Raw genomic sequence first — 15,296 nt, forward strand, 5'->3', positions numbered from 1 at the left:
CTGCCGTAAATCCGCGTAATTCAAGCGGATTTTGTCACGGATTCTCACGAAAGCGCCCAGCAACTTCACGTTGACGTGTGACCGGGGGTGCGGGCGTTCTTAGAATCCGCGTTTGCGCGTACCTCTAAGGCAGGACGACAGACTGCGAGAGGCCTGCCCCATGAAAACCGATATCTGCGACGCCCCGGTGACGCTGGAACACGCGGCCAGCGTGGACAGCTGGAACGCGATGATCCGCGCGTTTCTGGCCCATAAACCGGCAACACCGCAGCATCTGGGTGACGTGCTGAGCGCAGAGCCGGGCTTTGCCATGGGGCACGCGGCGCGGGGGCTCTTCTCGCTGATGCTGGGGCGGGCTGAGATGTGGCAGGTGGCTGAGGACGCGCGAAGTGCGGCGCATGCCGCGGCGCGGGAGGCTGAGATCAGTACGCGGGAGCGGACGTGGATTGCAGCGCTCGATCACTGGTTGGCGGACAGCCCGACGGGGGCGGTCGCGGCGTTGGAGAGCATCCTTGACGACACCCCGCAAGATTCGCTGACGGCCAAGGCAATCCAGGCGATCCGTTTCATTCTTGGCGATGCGGCGGGCATGCGCAGCTCGGTCGAGCGGGTGATGCCCGCGCATCCCTGCGACCATCCCTTGCGGGGCTACATGATGGGCTGTCATGCCTTTGCGATAGAGGAAACAGGTGATTATGCCGCCGCCGAGCTGGCCGGTCGCGCGGGGCTGACCTATGCGCCCGACGATGCCTGGGGGTTGCACGCGGTGGCGCATGTGCATGACATGCGGGCCGAACCGGATGCGGGGATCGCGCTGATCGAGGATCACCGGAGCGCCTGGGACGGGTCGAACAACTTTCGCTATCACGTGTGGTGGCACAAGGCGCTGTTGCATCTGGACCGGGGCGAGATGGATACGGCGCTGGATCTTTATGACAGCCAGATCCGCGCCGACAGGACCGACGACTATCGCGACATCGCCAATGCCACCTCGCTGCTGATGCGGCTGGAGCTGGAGGGGCGGGACGTGGGCAAGCGCTGGGAGGAACTGGGGACACTGGCCGAGACGCGCATCGACGACGGCTGTCTGGTCTTTGCCGATCTGCATTACCAGCTGGCCCTAGCGGGCGCCGGCAAGGGTGAGGCCAGCGCCGCCATGGCCGCCCGGTTCGCCCGCGACGCGAAGAAGACGGGCGACATGGCCACGCGCGTGGCCGATCCGGGGGTGACAGCGCTGTCGGGGCTCAATGCCTTTGCAGAGGGCCGCTATGGCGAGGCTTTCACCCGATTGGCAAAAGCCCGCCCAAAAATGCAGACAATCGGGGGTAGTCACGCGCAGCGCGACGTCTTTGAGCGCATGACCATTGACGCGGGCCTGCGCGCGGGCCATTTCGACGCGGCAGAACAGGTCCTGCTGGAGAGGCTTGCCCTGCGCGGCGGACGCGAAGACCGCTTTGCCGCCACCCGGTTCGACCAGATCGCGCGCGCGCGGCGCATTCCCGCGCAGTAATTTCGGGCCCGCAGCCAGATGAGCCTCGCCGACACAAGCCAGATCGACTCCCGCCCCGTCACCGCCCTTGGGGAGCGGTCGGCCACGCGGACGCGCGACCTGCGGCTCGACTTCTTTCGCGGCATCGCGATGTTCATCATCCTCATGGCACATACGCCGGGGAACCTGTTCACCCTCTGGATCCCGGCGCGCTGGGGGTTCTCGGACGCGACCGAGATTTTCGTCTTCTGCTCGGGCATGGCCTCGGCCATTGCCTTTGGCGGGGCATTTGTGCGCAAGGGCTGGCTCATGGGCACGGCGCGGGTGCTGTTCCGGGTCTGGCAGGTCTACTGGGCGCATATCGGGCTGTTCTTTGCCACGCTGGCGCTGTGCGTCTTCCTGACGGACCTCGAGATCACGGGGCGGAATTACTGGGGCCAGCTGAACCTCTGGATGATTTTCGTCGAGAGCGACAAGTGGGACAATCCCGACATGCTGCTGAGCCTGATGACCCTGCGCTGGGTGCCGAATTATTTCGACATCCTGCCGATGTACATGGTGGTGCTGCTGATGATGCCGGTGGTCATGGCGCTGGCGCGGGTGGACCTGCGGCTGGTGGCGGCCTTTGTCATCGGCGTCTGGCTGATGGGCCAGGCGGCCCTGATGGAAGGGCTGGGGCTTGGGCATCTGCACCTTGCCTTGCCGGCGGAGCCCTGGACGGACAGGACGTGGTTTTTCAACCCTTTCGGCTGGCAGCTGATCTTCTTCACGGGCTTTGCCTTCATGCGCGGCTGGCTGCCGCCGCCGCCGGTGACGCCCGCGCTTTTCGCGCTGGCCGCGCTGCTGGTGCTGGCGAATGTCCCGCTCAGCAGCATCGGGGTGCGCGAGCTTGAGCTTGGCTGGGCAAGCGACTGGCGTGCCGCCTATGCCCCGCTGATCGACAAGTCGGACTTTGGCATCTTGCGCTACGTGCATTTCCTGAGCCTTGCCTACATCTGCTGGGTGCTGGCCGGCGATGGGGGCGACCGGCTGCGGCCCTCTGGTGACGGTGCCCTGGCGCGGGGCTGGGGCCGAATGCTGGCGGTGATCCTGAAGGTCGGGCAGCAGAGCCTTGCCGTTTTCGTCGTGTCGATGTTCATCGCGCGGTTCTTGGGGTTCGTGATGGATGTCTACGGGCGCGACTGGGGCATCACGATCCTGGTCAACCTGCTGGGCGCGATGGTGCTTGTTGCGGTGGCCTATGGCGCGGGCTGGTTCAAGTCGCAGCCCTGGCGCGGGAAGGCCAAGCCATGATCCGGCGCGATGTGTTGAAGGCTCTTGCCGCCCTTGCCGCAACGCCTGTCGCCGCCCTGGCCAGCGAGCCGGGCCTGCAATTGGGGTACGCCGTGGGCGGTTTCGGCCCCGAGACGGTCAGAGACCGCGCCCGCGCGCTGGCAGCAGAGCCATACCAGCCGCGCCCGCTGATCCCGCAAACCTGGCGGGACCTGAGCTATGACCAGTACCGCAAGATCTGGTTCGACAGTCGGAATGCGCTGTGGGAGGGGACCGACCTGCCCCAGCGGGTCGATGTGTTTCCCCCGGGGCTCTACTTTCCGCAACCGGTGGCGATCCATGTGGTCGAGAACGGCGCGGTCCGGCCTCTGGCCTTCGACATGGGTGTGTTCGATACGACGGACAAGTTTCCGGATGTCGAGATCGACGGGACGCTTGGCTATTCCGGCCTGCGCCTGCGGGCGGAGCTGGAGAAGAAGGGGATTTTCCAGGAATACGCGGTTTTCCAGGGGGCGAGTTACTTTCGGGGGATCGGGACGGGCGAGATTTACGGGCTGTCGGCGCGGGGACTGGCGCTCAAGACCGGCGATCCCATGGGCGAGGAGTTTCCCGATTTCACGACCTTCTGGCTGGAGGCACCCGCACCGGGCAGCGATACCGTCGTGCTTCATGCCCTGCTCGACAGCCCGTCCTGCACGGGGGCCTACCGGTTCGAGATCACCCATGGCACGGTGTTGGAGATGCAGGTATCCGCGACGATCTTCGCGCGGGCGGACCTCACTCATGTGGGCATCGCGCCGCTGACGTCGATGTTTCTGTTCGACAGCACGATGCGCGAGCGTTTCTCGGATTTCCGCCCGGCCGTGCATGACAGCGACGGGCTGCTCATTCACAACGGGGCGGGCGAGGTGATCTGGCGACCGCTGGCCAATCCGAAGAGCCTGCAAATCAGCGCGTTTTCGGACGTGAACCCGCGCGGCTTCGGCCTTTGCCAACGCAAGCGGAAGTTCTCGGATTTCAATGATCTGGAGGCGCTTTACCACAACCGTCCGGCGGTCTGGATCACGCCGGGGGAGGACTGGGGACCGGGCAGTGTGACGCTTGTCGAGATCCCCGCCGATCTGGAGATATACGACAACATCGTCAGCTACTGGCAGCCCGCGCAGCCGATCCTGGCCGGGACCGAGCACGCGATGTCCTACACGCTGCACTGGGGTGCGGACCCGGTGGCGGCGACGGCGGATGTGCCGGTCAAGGTTTTGAACACCGCGATGGGCGGACGGCCTGAGGGCGGGCAGATCGTCGCCATCGACTTTGCGCCGTCGGACCGGATGCCGGACGATCTGGCCGAGATCGAGGTTTTGGTGCGCGCATCACACGGTGAGGTGAGCCCCGGCATCGTCCAGCGCAACCCAGAGACAGGCGGGCCGCGCCTGGCCTTCACCTTCACGCCGGGCGAGGCGACGCTGGCAGAGTTTCGGGCGCAGTTGCGGCTGGGGGGCGAGGCGCTGAGCGAGGTCTGGCTTTACCGGTGGACCGCGGCATGAGCGATGCGGCACCCTTCCCCTCGGCCATGCCGCCGCGCGCGCCGCTCGAAATGCGGGCGCAGGATCTGCGTGCGGCCCCGACGCCGCGTGTCTCTGCCCCTGCGCCCGTCAGCCCGACGCTCTGGCGTGTGGCCACCTTCCTGCCCGCGCTGATCGGGACCGTTCTCCTGCTCTACGGGCTTTACGCATGGCTTGCGGGTGCCGGGATGACGGGGCTTGAGTGGTTGCTGCTGAGCATGATCGGGGCGACCTTTGTCTGGGTGACGCTGTCGGTCAGCACGGTGGGTGTCGCGATTGCGGGGCTGCTGGCGCGCGAGCAATCGCAACAGCGCGCGCCTGCAAGCGTCGCGCCGCTGGACGTGGCGCTGCTGGTGCCCGTCTACAACGAGGTGCCCTGGGACGTTTTCGGCAATGCCGCCGCGATGCTCGATGATCTGGCGGCGCGCAATGGTCCTCATCGCTACACGCTCTTCGTGCTGTCGGACACGCGGGACGAGAGGATCGCGGCGCAGGAATGGCAGGCTTACCAGCGGCTTGCGGCCACGGCGCGCTTCCCTGTCCACTACCGGCGGCGCGCTGAGAATACGGACAAGAAGGTCGGGAATATCGTTGACTGGGTCACGGGTTGGGGTGCTGCCTATGACGCGATGCTGGTGCTGGATGCCGACAGCCTGATGACAGGCCGCGCCATCGAGCGGCTGGCGAGCGAGCTTTCCGCCGATCCGGACGCGGGGCTGATCCAGTCCTTCCCGATGCTGATCGGGGCCGAGACGCTGTTCGCCCGGCTGCAACAGTTCTCCAACATCGCCTACGGCTGGCTGCTGGCGGAAGGGCTGGCGCTCTGGTCGCGGTCGGAGGGAAATTACTGGGGTCATAACGCGATCATCCGCATCCGGGCCTTTGCGCAAAGCGCCGGGCTGCCGCATCTGACGTCGCGAGGCCGCGACGACCTGATCCTGAGCCACGACTTTGTCGAGGCAGGGCTGTTGCGCCGCGCGGGCTGGCGGGTGCGTTTCCGGCCGCGTGTGACGGGAAGTTTCGAGGAGACGCCCGCGACGCTGATCGACTACACGCTGCGCGACCGGCGCTGGTGCCGGGGCAATTTGCAGCATTTGCGGCTGTTGCGGACCGCCGGGCTGCACCCGGTATCGCGGTTTCATTTGCTGCATGGCGCTGTGAGTTACCTGCTGTCGCCCGCGTGGTTCCTGCTGCTGGTCTTTTGGGCGTTGCTGGGCAAGGACGCGGAGACCAACGTGATCCGCTATTTCAACGAGGCGAACCCTCTGTTCCCCGACTGGCCCCCGGCGATGAGCCATATCGACAGCGCGGTGTTCCTGGTGATCATGTACGCCATGCTGCTGACGCCCAAGATTGTCGGTGCGGCGATCATCTCGGCGGTGCCCGCGGCAACGCGCATCTTTGGGGGGCACGGGGCTTTTCTGGGGGCATTCCTGACGGAGGTACTTTTGTCGGTCGCCTATGCGCCCATCATGATGATCCAGCAGACCAAGTCAGTTCTGCGGGCAGCGCTGACGCGGTCGGAAGCCTGGGCCCCGCAGCGGCGGGACGTGCAGCGGTATCCGCTCATGACTCTGGTGAAGTTTCACTGGCTGGAGACGGCGATCGGTATTGTCCTGACGCTGGGGCTTGTATCGGGGCTGGTGTCGCTCTGGCTTATTCCCATCGCGGCGAGCTTGTTGCTGGCGGTGCCGCTGTCGGCGCTGTCGGGTGTGAATCTCGCAAGGGGGGCGCCGCGTTCTTTGGCGCTGCACAGCCCCTATACGCTGCGCGAACCGGCCATCGTGGCGCGGGCGCGAACGGCGCGGGCGGAGATCCGGGCGGAACTATCGGCAGGTGTTCCGGCGGAATAGGTTGGGTGCGGACAAGGCTTTTGCAAAAGCCTTGGCAATTCTCTTGCAAGAGAATTGCGTGTTACTCCACGTCAGTGACAGGCAGGCCACGGGCGAGCCACCCCGGCCCCGCGCCGGAGCCCATCATGCCTTCGGGGACGTCGAGGACATTGGTGAAACCCGCCTCCGCCAGCCGACGCGCAAGGCGGGCGGAGCGCACGCCGCGCGCGCAGATCAGGGCGACGGGCGTGGCCGTGTCACCACCGGTAAGTTCCGCCAATGCCAGCACGAAGTCCGGCCGCCGCATGTCGAGAGGCACCGCCCCCTCACCCACGCCGGTGCGCGCCCATTCGTCAGGTCTGCGGATGTCGACGAGGATCACCTCGCCTTCCTGCGCGGCAAGCAGCGCCTCGGGCGCGGTCAGATCGTTTTCAGTCAGCTCTGCCCCAACGTTGAACCAGCGCGCTGCGGCAAAGGCGGCAAGGCCAGCGACGGCGAGGCCCGAGAACAGGAAACCCCGCCGCGCGGCGCGCGACGGGGAGAATACCTTATCGCGCTCCGACGTCATTTCACCGGCGCGGAGGAGCTGAAATCGGGGATCGGGCGGTCGGAACCCGGGGTCGGTTCAATGGACGTCCAGTTGCCCTCGGCCAGGGTGATGTTGCCGGGAATATCCTCTTCCCAGAAACCCACGACATTCTTGGTGATATTCAGATAGAGCTTGCCGTCCACGATCCGCCAGAGGTTCGGGTTGCCGGGCACCTTGCCGCCCTTGCTGACGCCGTAGGCGCAATGGCCGTCGTATTGCGGCGCGTATTGCGCAGGATTGGCGAGGAACCTGTCGCGGTTGGCCTCGGTCGAGAAGGCGAAGGTGGCGCCGTTGTAGTCGGCGGTGATGTCGGCCTTGCCGGGAACGGCGGCGGGCTGGGCGGTACCCACCGGGTTTTGATTGAGGTCGAAGTAGGCGACCACATCGTAGCCGGAGACGGCGAAACCTGTGCCGTCGACGTATTGCTCGCCCGCGAAGGCCTGCCCCGCGAGGCTGAGGGCGGTTGCGGCGGCAGCAAGGGTCAGGGTGAAACGGTTCATGGATGCGCTCCTTGGGCTGATGATGCGTTCCACGCCAAGCTAGGTAAAGGGCGGGTCGCGATCACTGCACGGCTGCGTGATCTCCCGGCTTCGTGACCGGTTGGTGATCCGCCGTGGGCTGGCGGCCCCGATTATTTCAGGATCGGCGGTTTTGCAGGGTCCATGCCCGGCGGCATCCGGGGGGTATGTTGCAATCCCTCGCCCTGCGGCAGGTCGAAGCGCAGGCCGACCTTCGCGAGTTTCTCAACGGTAGGGTCACCGGGTTCGAAGAAGCCCACGTCCATCGCACCCGCCTCTATGCCGGAAAAGGTCAGCGCTTCGGAGGCCGCGCGCACCAGCGCGTCCTGCGCGCGGGGGATCGCGCCGATGAAGGCCAGGAGGTGCCCGCGTCCGCCGCCTTGATACTCGACGGCGACAAGGTAGGCCCCTGCGGCCATGGCCGTGGCGGTGGCGAGCTTGGCGTCGATGGCGGCGATCAGGGTTTCGGGCAGGCCCTTGGGCGGCAGGACACGTTCGATCCGCGCCTCGACCTCTCCGGCTTCGTTGGCCAGCGTGTCGCGCAGCCACGCCACGGCACCGGCGGGCAACAGGATTTCGGAGGAGGCAACGCCGATGTTGACGGCCATGCCGAGGTCCTGCCCGTCGAGCATCCCGGCAATCGCGCGGCCCGACAGCGCCACGTAGGGGGCGGTTTCGCCGACGTAGGCCGCGAGGCGCTCGGCACGGTCAAAGACCAGCACGTAGCCGTCGTCGAGCAGGACAGGCGTCACCTGATCATCATCCGGCTCGGCCTCGAGCAGCAGGAACAGCTCGACATCCGCGATGCGTTCGTAAAAGCGCAGGCGCGCGGTATCGTCGTCCTCGGCAGCGATCATGGCGGCGTGGGCCTCGTCGAGGGGGGTCAGGTCAGTCATTCAATACCTCTTTCACCGCGGATTGCAGGCGGGGCACGACCTCCGCCTCGAACCACGGGTTCTTCTTCAGCCATCCGGTATTGCGCCAGGACGGATGAGGCAAGGCAAAGACGCCGGGCGGATGGTCGCGCCAGCCTGCGACGGCCTCGGTCACTTTGGTGAAACCGGGCAGGTGGTAGCGCATGGCGTAGCCGCCGATGAGCACTGTCAGGCGGATCTCGGGCACCATGTCGAGCGCGGGCTGGCGCCATGTCTTCCAGCAAAGGGGCGGCGGTGGCAGGTCGCTGCCCTTGGCGTCGTAGCCGGGAAAGCAGAAGCCCATGGGGATGATCGCCACTTTCGAGCGGTCGTAGAAGGTATCTTCATCCATGCCGAGCCAGTCGCGCAGGCGCTTGCCGGAGGCGTCCCAGAAGGGCGTGTTGGCCTCGTGCACGCGCAGGCCCGGGGCTTGCGACGCGATGAGGATGCGTGCACCGGGGGCAAACCAGACCACCGGGTTGGGGCGGTGCGCCGTGGCGGTTGCGGCAAAGCGGTCGGCGCAGAGGGTGCAGGCGCGCAGGTCTTCGCGGATGTCCTTCATGGGGAGGGAGATACGTCTTTTTGGCGCGAGACCAAGGTGTGAGGGTGTTTTTCTGTGGGTGCGTCGCGGGATCGGAAACATTCAAGGTTCCCGGCCGCTTTCTTTCAAAGAAAGCGGGTGCGCGGCGGGCGAGTTGCAGCCTTGAGATCGGCGTTTTTCGGGGGCGCGGGCAGCTGTGCGCCGAAAATCATTTCGACAGATTTAGAAATAAAGCTTGATCGCGGCCATCATTTCGATAATTCTAGAAATATGAAAACCGACTCGCTCCCCACACCCCCGCTCACCCTCGCCGCCGCCAGCTTTGCCGCGCTTGGATCGGAACAGAGGCTTTCCGTGCTGCGCAGCCTCGTAAGGGCTGGGCCGGATGGGCTGACCATCGGTGAATTGGGAGAGAAGACCGGCGTGACCGGTTCGACCCTGACACACCACCTCAAGCTTCTGGCCGCCGCCGGTCTTGTCAAACAGAAGCGGCAGGGGCGCAGCATCATCTGCGCCGCCGTCGCCTACCGGGAAGTCGAGGCGCTGGCCAACTTCCTGCTGACCGAATGCTGCGCGGATGCCGCTTCCCCTCACAAGGATCACGATCATGGCTGATACGACCCAGACAACTGCCGCCTTTTCGCGCCGCTGGACCCCCGGTGCATGGGGCGCGATTGCGGTGATCCTGGCGCTTGTCGCGGTGCTGGCACCTGAAACGCTGGGGGAAACGGTGCGCTTTACCGTTACGGCCCTTGGCCACACGGCCCCGTTCATCGCCTTTGCGGTCCTCGCGGTGGCGTACCTCAAGGCCACCGGTGCCGAAAACCTTCTGGCCCGCGCCTTCGAGGGCAATCCAGCGCGGATGATCGTCATGGCGGCCCTGCTGGGCGGGCTGTCGCCCTTCTGCTCCTGCGAAGTGATCCCCTTCATCGCCGCGCTGCTTGCCGTGGGCGCACCGCTGGGCGCGGTCATGGCGTTCTGGCTGGCCTCGCCGTTGATGGATCCGGCGATGTTCGCCATCACCTCGGGCACGCTGGGGTTCGATTTCGCTCTGGCCAAGACCTTTGCGGCAATCGGCATCGGCATGATGGGCGGTTTTGCCGTGATGTTCACCGCGCACTCCCCGGTTTTCGCCGATCCGCTGCGCGCCACACCCGCTGTAAGTGGTTGCTGTTCGGCCAAGAAGCCCTTTTCGGGCACGCCTGTCTGGCGCTTCTGGCAGGTGGCGGAGCGGCGGCAGACCTTTGGCAGGACCGCGCTCGACAACGCGCTGTTCCTGACCAAGTGGCTGACGCTGGCTTACCTGATCGAGGCGCTGATGCTGCGTTACCTGCCCGCAGAGATGATCGCGCGGGTGCTGGGCGGCGACGGGATCGCTCCGATCCTGCTGGGTGCCATTGTCGGTGCACCTGCCTATCTCAACGGCTATGCCGCCGTGCCGCTGGTCGATGCGCTCCTCCAGCAGGGCATGAGCCAAGGTGCCGCGATGTCCTTCGTGATCGCGGGCGGGGTCAGCTGCATTCCGGCGGCCATCGCGGTCTGGGCGCTGGTCAAGCCGCGTGTCTTTGCCGCCTACCTCGCCTTCGCGCTTGTCGGCGCCATCGCGGCGGGCCTTGTCTGGCAGGCGATCGTCTGAGAACGGGGACGGGGCGAAAGGCCCCGTTAACCAATCCTTCGTTGTGTTGCGACAAGACTTTCGGCCATAATGTCGCCAAAGTCCCGGTGTAAACCGACCTTTAACCTCTGGCACAAGAGGACGAGGCAGAACACACCAGTACAGCAACCGGAGCAGGCATGCTGGAATTCGAGAACGTATCCAAGTCCTTTTGGACGGGGTCACACCACAAAGTGATCCTGGACAAGGTGTCGTTCCGCGTGCCGCTGGGCAAGTCGCTGGGCATCCTCGCGCCCAACGGCACGGGCAAGACCACGCTCATCAACATGATGGCAGGGCTTGAGAAACCCGACGAGGGGGAAATCCGGCGCAGCTGCAACATCTCCTTTCCGTTGGGGTTCATGGGAGGCGTGGTGACCAAGGTCTCGGCCATGGAGAACGCCCGCTATATCGCGCGGCTCTACGGGCTTGACCCCGACTACGTTGAAAGCTTCTGCCGCTGGCTGTGCGGGCTGGGCGAGTATTTCGACCAGCCGCTGGGCACCTATTCCTCAGGCATGCGCTCGAGGTTTTCCTTTGCGCTGATGCTGGCGCTCGATTTCGACATGTACCTGATCGACGAGGGGATGCCGGGCGCGACGGACGTTGAATTCAACCGCAAGGCCGGGGAAATCCTGCAGGAACGGCTGCGCACGACGACGATCGTCATCGTCTCGCACCAGCCCTCCACACTTGAAAAATTCGCCCGTTCCGCCGCCGTGTTGCTGAACGGGCAGCTGCATATGTTCGATACCTTGGAAGAAGCGAAACAGCTCTATGACTACGAAACCCAAGGCTAGAAAATTCCGCATCAAGCGGAGCACCCCGGCGTCGGAGACCGCCGGCGACGCCCCCACGAGCGTCAAGCTCAGCTCGGCCGTGCGCGCCGAGGAGTTCAAGGAGCCGCCGAAGCCGCGCCCGGTGCCGACGCCTGTGCCCTCTGCCGAAGTGAAACCGGTTCCGGCAGCCGACGTCAAACCGGCCCCGAAACCCAACGAAAAGCCCGAGGCGCCAAGCGCGCCCAAGGCGACGGCACGGGAAGGCGAGGTAGCCTCGGCCAGCGAGGTTGCGGGCGAGACCGACATAGATGCGATCCGCCGCGAGGGTCTGACTGGCCGTCAACTGCGGCTGGCGCGGCGCGTCGCGCAGAAACACGGGCTGGCACCCACATCGGATTTCGATGCGATAAGCCTGTTGCGTAAACAGGGCATCGACCCTTTCCAGCGCTCCAATATGCTTGAGCTTGTCGTTCCATCGAACGACGGAAAAAAAGGTGAGGTAGGCGCGGAGCCAGCACCCGCAGGGCGTGTGCAACTGCCCCAGACCGTGCCCGCAGGCGGCGTGAAGCTGCCCGCGACGGAGATGAGCCCGACGGAACGCCGTCAGCGCGAAATCTCGGAAATCCAGCGCGACATCTCGCGCCGCCGCCGCCGCAAGCTTGGACTGTTGCTGACCCGGCTGGCCTTTTTTGTGATGCTGCCGACCTTCATCGCGGGCTTCTACTTTTACAAGATCGCGACACCGATGTATGCGACCACCAGCCAGTTCCTGATCATCCAGAGCGAGGGCGGCGGGGGCGCCAGCCCCTTTGGCGGCATCCTGCCCACGCAATTCGCCAATTCCGCCGACAGCATCGCCACGCAGGCCTATCTGCAATCCAAGGACGCCATGCTGCGCCTCAACGCGGACGAAGGCTTCAAGGGCCATTTCGCGAACGAGATGATCGACCCGATCCAGAGGCTGGAACCGAATTCGACGAGCGAGGAAGCCTACAAGATCTACAAGAAGAACGTGAAGATCGGCTACGATCCGACCGAGGGCGTGATCCGCATGGAAGTGATCGCCGCCGATCCGCAGGTCTCTGCAAATTTCTCCAAGAGCCTTATCAAATACGCAGAAGAGCGGGTGAACGAACTGAGCCAGAAGAAGCGCGAGGACGGGATGAAAGACGCGCTCGACGGCTTCGAAAAGGCCCAGCAGAACCGCCGCGACGCGCAGGAGGCGCTGATCCGTCTGCAGATCGAGAACGGTGTCGACCCCGAGGCCGAGATTGCCGCCATCCGCGGCCAGATCAGCAACTATGAAACGCTGCTGATCGAGAAACAGTTGGAACTTGCTGCGCTGCTGGACAACGCAAGGCCCAACCGCGCCAAGGTCGAAGGCGCGCAGGGGGACGTGCGCCGCCTGAATGACCAGCTTGAGAAACTACGCCAGAAGATGAACAGCGCCACCGAAGGCGAGAACTCTCTGGCCGAGAAAGCGGTGACCATGCAGCTGGCGCAGGCCGATCTGGCCAATGCCGACATGCAGCTGCAGGCCGCGCAGACGGCGATGGAACAAGCGCGGACCGAGGCCAGCCGCCAGGTGCGCTATCTGACCGTTGCGGTGCAGCCCGTTGCCCCGCAGGAACCCACCTATCCGCGCAAATTCGAGAACACGATCTTGGCTTTCCTGATCTTTGCAGGCATCTACCTTATGTTGTCCCTGACAGCGTCGATCCTCAGAGAACAGGTAACTTCATGACCCAAGCCACGATCGGTGACGTTATCATCGGAAACGACCGCCCCCTGACGGTGATCGCGGGCCCCTGCCAGCTCGAAAGCGAGGACCACGCACAGATGATCGCGGGCACCATGAAGGAGGCCTGTGCGGCAGCGGGCGCGCAATATGTCTTCAAGGCCAGCTATGACAAGGCAAACCGCACTTCTCTCAAGGGCAAGCGCGGCCTTGGCATAGACGCGGGGCTCAAGGTGCTGCAATCGGTGGCAAAGGCCAACGGCGTGCCGGTCCTGACGGATGTGCATACCGAAGCGCAATGTGCCGTCGCGGCGGAGGTGGTGGACATCCTCCAGATCCCCGCTTTTCTCTGCCGTCAGACCGACATGCTGCTGGCCGCCGGAGAGACGGGCAAGGCCGTCAACGTCAAGAAGGGCCAGTTCCTTGCGCCCTGGGACATGCCCAATATCGTCGAAAAGATCGAAAGCACCGGTAACAGGCGTATCCTGCTGACCGAGCGGGGGACGTCCTTTGGCTATAATACGCTGGTGGCGGACATGCGGTCCCTGCCGCAGATGGCCCAGACCGGCTATCCTGTGGTCATGGACGCCACCCACTCTGTACAGCAGCCCGGCGGCAAGGGTGGTTCATCGGGGGGACAGCGCGAATTCGCCCCTGTCATGGCGCGTGCGGCAACGGCGATCGGCGTGGCGGCTGTTTTCATCGAGACCCACGAAGACCCCGACAACGCCCCTTCGGACGGGCCCAACATGATCCCGCTGGACCAGATGCACGACCTCATCGCGACGCTGATGAAGTTCGACGCGCTGGCCAAGGCATACCCCCTCACCTTCTGACCCAATTCGCGAGGTGCCCCCCGTGCGCAAACCCGCCCCCGAAGTCGCCCAGAACACCTGGGCATTCCTGCGCGATCCGATGATCGCGCCCACCGGTTTCCGTGAATACGACGCGCGCTGGAAATACCCCGACGACATCAACCTGCCCGGCATCACGGCCCTCGGCCTAGGCCTTGGCACCCAGATGCACCGGCGCGGGATCGAACCGGTGATCGCGGTCGGCAACGATTACCGCGACTATTCGCTGTCGATCAAGAACGCGCTGATCCTTGGCCTCATGCAGGCGGGCATTCACGTCAAGGATATCGGCCCGGCGCTGTCGCCCATGGCCTATTTCGCCCAGTTCCACCTGGATGCGCCTGCTGTCGCCATGGTTACCGCCAGCCACAACCCCAACGGCTGGACCGGGGTGAAGATGGGTTTCGAACGCCCGCTGACCCACGGGCCGGACGAGATGTCAGAGTTGCGGGACATCGTGCTGAACGGCGAAGGACAGCCGCGCGACGGCGGCAAGTACGAATTCGTCGACGGTGTGCGCGAGGCTTACCTCGACGATCTGGTAGGCGACTTCCGGATGACACGCCCCCTCAAGGTGGTCTGCGCCACCGGGAACGGCACCGCCTCGGCCTTCGCACCCGAGCTTTTCCGCCGCCTGGGCGTCGAGGTGGTCGAGAGCCACAACCGGCTCGATTATACCTTTCCCCACTACAACCCGAACCCCGAGGCGATGGAGATGCTGCACGACATGAGCGCCTCCGTGAAAGCCTCCGGCGCCGATCTGGCACTCGGCTTTGACGGCGATGGCGACCGCTGCGGCGTGGTGGACGACGAGGGCGAGGAGATATTCGCCGACAAGGTGGGCGTGATCATGGCCCGCGATCTTGCCAAGCTCTACCCCGATGCGACCTTCGTCGCGGATGTGAAATCCACCGGCCTCTTCGCCTCCGACCCGGAGCTGCAGAAGCACGGGATCAAGGCGGACTACTGGAAGACGGGCCACTCCCACATGAAGCGGCGCGTCAAGGAAATCGGCGCGCTGGCCGGGTTCGAGAAATCGGGCCACTACTTCCTGGCCGAGCCCATCGGGCGCGGCTACGATTGCGGCATGCGGGTGGCCGTCGAAATCTGCAAGCTGATGGACCGCAACCCGGATATGTCCATGTCCGACCTGCGCCGCGCCCTGCCCCGCACCTGGTCCACGCCGACCATGTCGCCCCATGCGACGGACGAAGAGAAATACGACATTCTCGCGCGCCTCGTGGAGAAGCTCGTGGCCAAGCATGAAGCGGGCGAAGAGATCGCGGGCCGCGCCATCAAGGAAGTGGTCACCGTGAACGGTGCCCGCGTGATCCTCGACAACGGCGCCTGGGGGCTGGTGCGCGCCTCCTCAAATACGCCGAACTTGGTGGTCGTCTGCGAAAGCCCGACGTCCGAAGAGGAAATGCGCGCCATCTTCCACGACATCGACGCGGTGATCCGGACCGAACCCGGCGTGGGAGACTACGACCAGAAGATCTGATCGCCCCTCTTTCTGGCCAGATAAAGTCCCGGAGCGCGAGGCAGCGCCTC

The 15,296-nt window shown here is 64.9% G+C and carries 14 protein-coding genes; 10 read left to right on the plus strand and 4 right to left on the minus strand.

Annotation, left to right across the window (positions count from 1 at the left end; genetic code table 11):
• The first annotated feature begins 160 nt into the window (after positions 1-160).
• From AB2B41_RS08115 to mdoH, 4 genes are read left to right on the plus strand one after another with little or no spacing between them, the layout of a single operon-like run.
• Positions 161-1,510: a tetratricopeptide repeat protein gene (locus AB2B41_RS08115; RefSeq protein WP_367877271.1), complete on the plus strand. Its 1,350-nt coding sequence runs from the start codon at positions 161-163 to the stop codon at positions 1,508-1,510.
• 18 nt (positions 1,511-1,528) lie between these two features.
• Positions 1,529-2,782: an OpgC family protein gene (locus AB2B41_RS08120; protein WP_367877272.1), complete on the plus strand. Its 1,254-nt coding sequence runs from the start codon at positions 1,529-1,531 to the stop codon at positions 2,780-2,782.
• Positions 2,779-4,308 (plus strand): OpgD/OpgG family glucan biosynthesis protein, encoded by a 1,530-nt coding sequence (locus AB2B41_RS08125; protein WP_367877273.1) that lies wholly within the window; start codon positions 2,779-2,781, stop codon positions 4,306-4,308. The genes AB2B41_RS08120 and AB2B41_RS08125 overlap by 4 nt, the downstream gene beginning before the upstream one ends.
• Positions 4,305-6,179, plus strand: a complete 1,875-nt coding sequence (gene mdoH, locus AB2B41_RS08130; protein ID WP_367877274.1) for a glucans biosynthesis glucosyltransferase MdoH — start codon at positions 4,305-4,307, stop codon at positions 6,177-6,179. The genes AB2B41_RS08125 and mdoH overlap by 4 nt, the downstream gene beginning before the upstream one ends.
• Positions 6,180-6,240: 61 nt before the next feature.
• Here the strand turns inward: mdoH and AB2B41_RS08135 are convergent, their stop codons facing one another.
• The 4 genes from AB2B41_RS08135 to AB2B41_RS08150 form a co-directional block, all read right to left on the minus strand.
• Complete coding sequence (locus tag AB2B41_RS08135) at positions 6,241-6,726, minus strand: rhodanese-like domain-containing protein (RefSeq protein ID WP_367877275.1); 486 nt, start codon at positions 6,724-6,726, stop codon at positions 6,241-6,243.
• Positions 6,723-7,247 (minus strand): YHS domain-containing (seleno)protein, encoded by a 525-nt coding sequence (locus tag AB2B41_RS08140; protein WP_367877276.1) that lies wholly within the window; start codon positions 7,245-7,247, stop codon positions 6,723-6,725. Before AB2B41_RS08140 ends, AB2B41_RS08135 begins: the two co-directional genes overlap by 4 nt.
• 131 nt (positions 7,248-7,378) lie before the next feature.
• On the minus strand, positions 7,379-8,161 hold the full coding sequence (locus AB2B41_RS08145; protein ID WP_367877277.1) for an SseB family protein: 783 nt from the start codon (positions 8,159-8,161) through the stop codon (positions 7,379-7,381).
• Entirely contained in the window at positions 8,154-8,741 is a 588-nt protein-coding gene (locus tag AB2B41_RS08150) for a uracil-DNA glycosylase family protein (RefSeq protein WP_367877278.1), read from the minus strand. The genes AB2B41_RS08145 and AB2B41_RS08150 overlap by 8 nt, the downstream gene beginning before the upstream one ends.
• 249 nt (positions 8,742-8,990) lie before the next feature.
• Here AB2B41_RS08150 and AB2B41_RS08155 point away from each other — a divergent pair, with 249 nt between their 5' ends.
• From AB2B41_RS08155 to AB2B41_RS08180, 6 genes are all read left to right on the plus strand, one after another.
• Entirely contained in the window at positions 8,991-9,335 is a 345-nt protein-coding gene (locus AB2B41_RS08155; RefSeq protein ID WP_367877279.1) for an ArsR/SmtB family transcription factor, read from the plus strand.
• Positions 9,328-10,356 (plus strand): permease, encoded by a 1,029-nt coding sequence (locus AB2B41_RS08160; protein WP_367877280.1) that lies wholly within the window; start codon positions 9,328-9,330, stop codon positions 10,354-10,356. The genes AB2B41_RS08155 and AB2B41_RS08160 overlap by 8 nt, the downstream gene beginning before the upstream one ends.
• 158 nt (positions 10,357-10,514) lie before the next feature.
• Positions 10,515-11,174, plus strand: a complete 660-nt coding sequence (locus tag AB2B41_RS08165) for an ABC transporter ATP-binding protein (protein WP_367877281.1) — start codon at positions 10,515-10,517, stop codon at positions 11,172-11,174.
• Positions 11,152-12,897, plus strand: coding sequence for a KpsE/RkpR family capsule polysaccharide export protein (locus AB2B41_RS08170; RefSeq protein ID WP_367877282.1), 1,746 nt, complete (start codon positions 11,152-11,154; stop codon positions 12,895-12,897). Before AB2B41_RS08165 ends, AB2B41_RS08170 begins: the two co-directional genes overlap by 23 nt.
• The gene (gene kdsA, locus AB2B41_RS08175) at positions 12,894-13,727 is read left to right on the plus strand and encodes a 3-deoxy-8-phosphooctulonate synthase (protein ID WP_367877283.1); all 834 of its coding nucleotides are present in this window, start codon (positions 12,894-12,896) and stop codon (positions 13,725-13,727) included. Before AB2B41_RS08170 ends, kdsA begins: the two co-directional genes overlap by 4 nt.
• Positions 13,728-13,749: 22 nt before the next feature.
• Entirely contained in the window at positions 13,750-15,246 is a 1,497-nt protein-coding gene (locus AB2B41_RS08180; RefSeq protein WP_367877284.1) for a phosphomannomutase/phosphoglucomutase, read from the plus strand.
• Positions 15,247-15,296: the final 50 nt, after the last annotated feature.

The organism is Sulfitobacter sediminis (assembly GCF_040811725.1).
In the GTDB taxonomy this organism is placed as follows: Bacteria; Pseudomonadota; Alphaproteobacteria; order Rhodobacterales; family Rhodobacteraceae; genus Sulfitobacter; species Sulfitobacter sediminis.

What these genes read in the sequence shown, in the direction of transcription:
- AB2B41_RS08135 (WP_367877275.1), bottom strand. Translation starts at nt 6,726, where the DNA reads ATGACGTCGGAGCGCGATAAGGTATTCTCCCCGTCGCGCGCCGCGCGG.
- AB2B41_RS08125 (WP_367877273.1), top strand. Translation starts at nt 2,779, where the DNA reads ATGATCCGGCGCGATGTGTTGAAGGCTCTTGCCGCCCTTGCCGCAACG.
- AB2B41_RS08120 (WP_367877272.1), top strand. Translation starts at nt 1,529, where the DNA reads ATGAGCCTCGCCGACACAAGCCAGATCGACTCCCGCCCCGTCACCGCC.
- AB2B41_RS08150 (WP_367877278.1), bottom strand. Translation starts at nt 8,741, where the DNA reads ATGAAGGACATCCGCGAAGACCTGCGCGCCTGCACCCTCTGCGCCGAC.
- AB2B41_RS08165 (WP_367877281.1), top strand. Translation starts at nt 10,515, where the DNA reads ATGCTGGAATTCGAGAACGTATCCAAGTCCTTTTGGACGGGGTCACAC.
- AB2B41_RS08155 (WP_367877279.1), top strand. Translation starts at nt 8,991, where the DNA reads ATGAAAACCGACTCGCTCCCCACACCCCCGCTCACCCTCGCCGCCGCC.
- AB2B41_RS08115 (WP_367877271.1), top strand. Translation starts at nt 161, where the DNA reads ATGAAAACCGATATCTGCGACGCCCCGGTGACGCTGGAACACGCGGCC.
- AB2B41_RS08145 (WP_367877277.1), bottom strand. Translation starts at nt 8,161, where the DNA reads ATGACTGACCTGACCCCCCTCGACGAGGCCCACGCCGCCATGATCGCT.
- AB2B41_RS08160 (WP_367877280.1), top strand. Translation starts at nt 9,328, where the DNA reads ATGGCTGATACGACCCAGACAACTGCCGCCTTTTCGCGCCGCTGGACC.
- AB2B41_RS08170 (WP_367877282.1), top strand. Translation starts at nt 11,152, where the DNA reads ATGACTACGAAACCCAAGGCTAGAAAATTCCGCATCAAGCGGAGCACC.
- mdoH (WP_367877274.1), top strand. Translation starts at nt 4,305, where the DNA reads ATGAGCGATGCGGCACCCTTCCCCTCGGCCATGCCGCCGCGCGCGCCG.
- kdsA (WP_367877283.1), top strand. Translation starts at nt 12,894, where the DNA reads ATGACCCAAGCCACGATCGGTGACGTTATCATCGGAAACGACCGCCCC.
- AB2B41_RS08140 (WP_367877276.1), bottom strand. Translation starts at nt 7,247, where the DNA reads ATGAACCGTTTCACCCTGACCCTTGCTGCCGCCGCAACCGCCCTCAGC.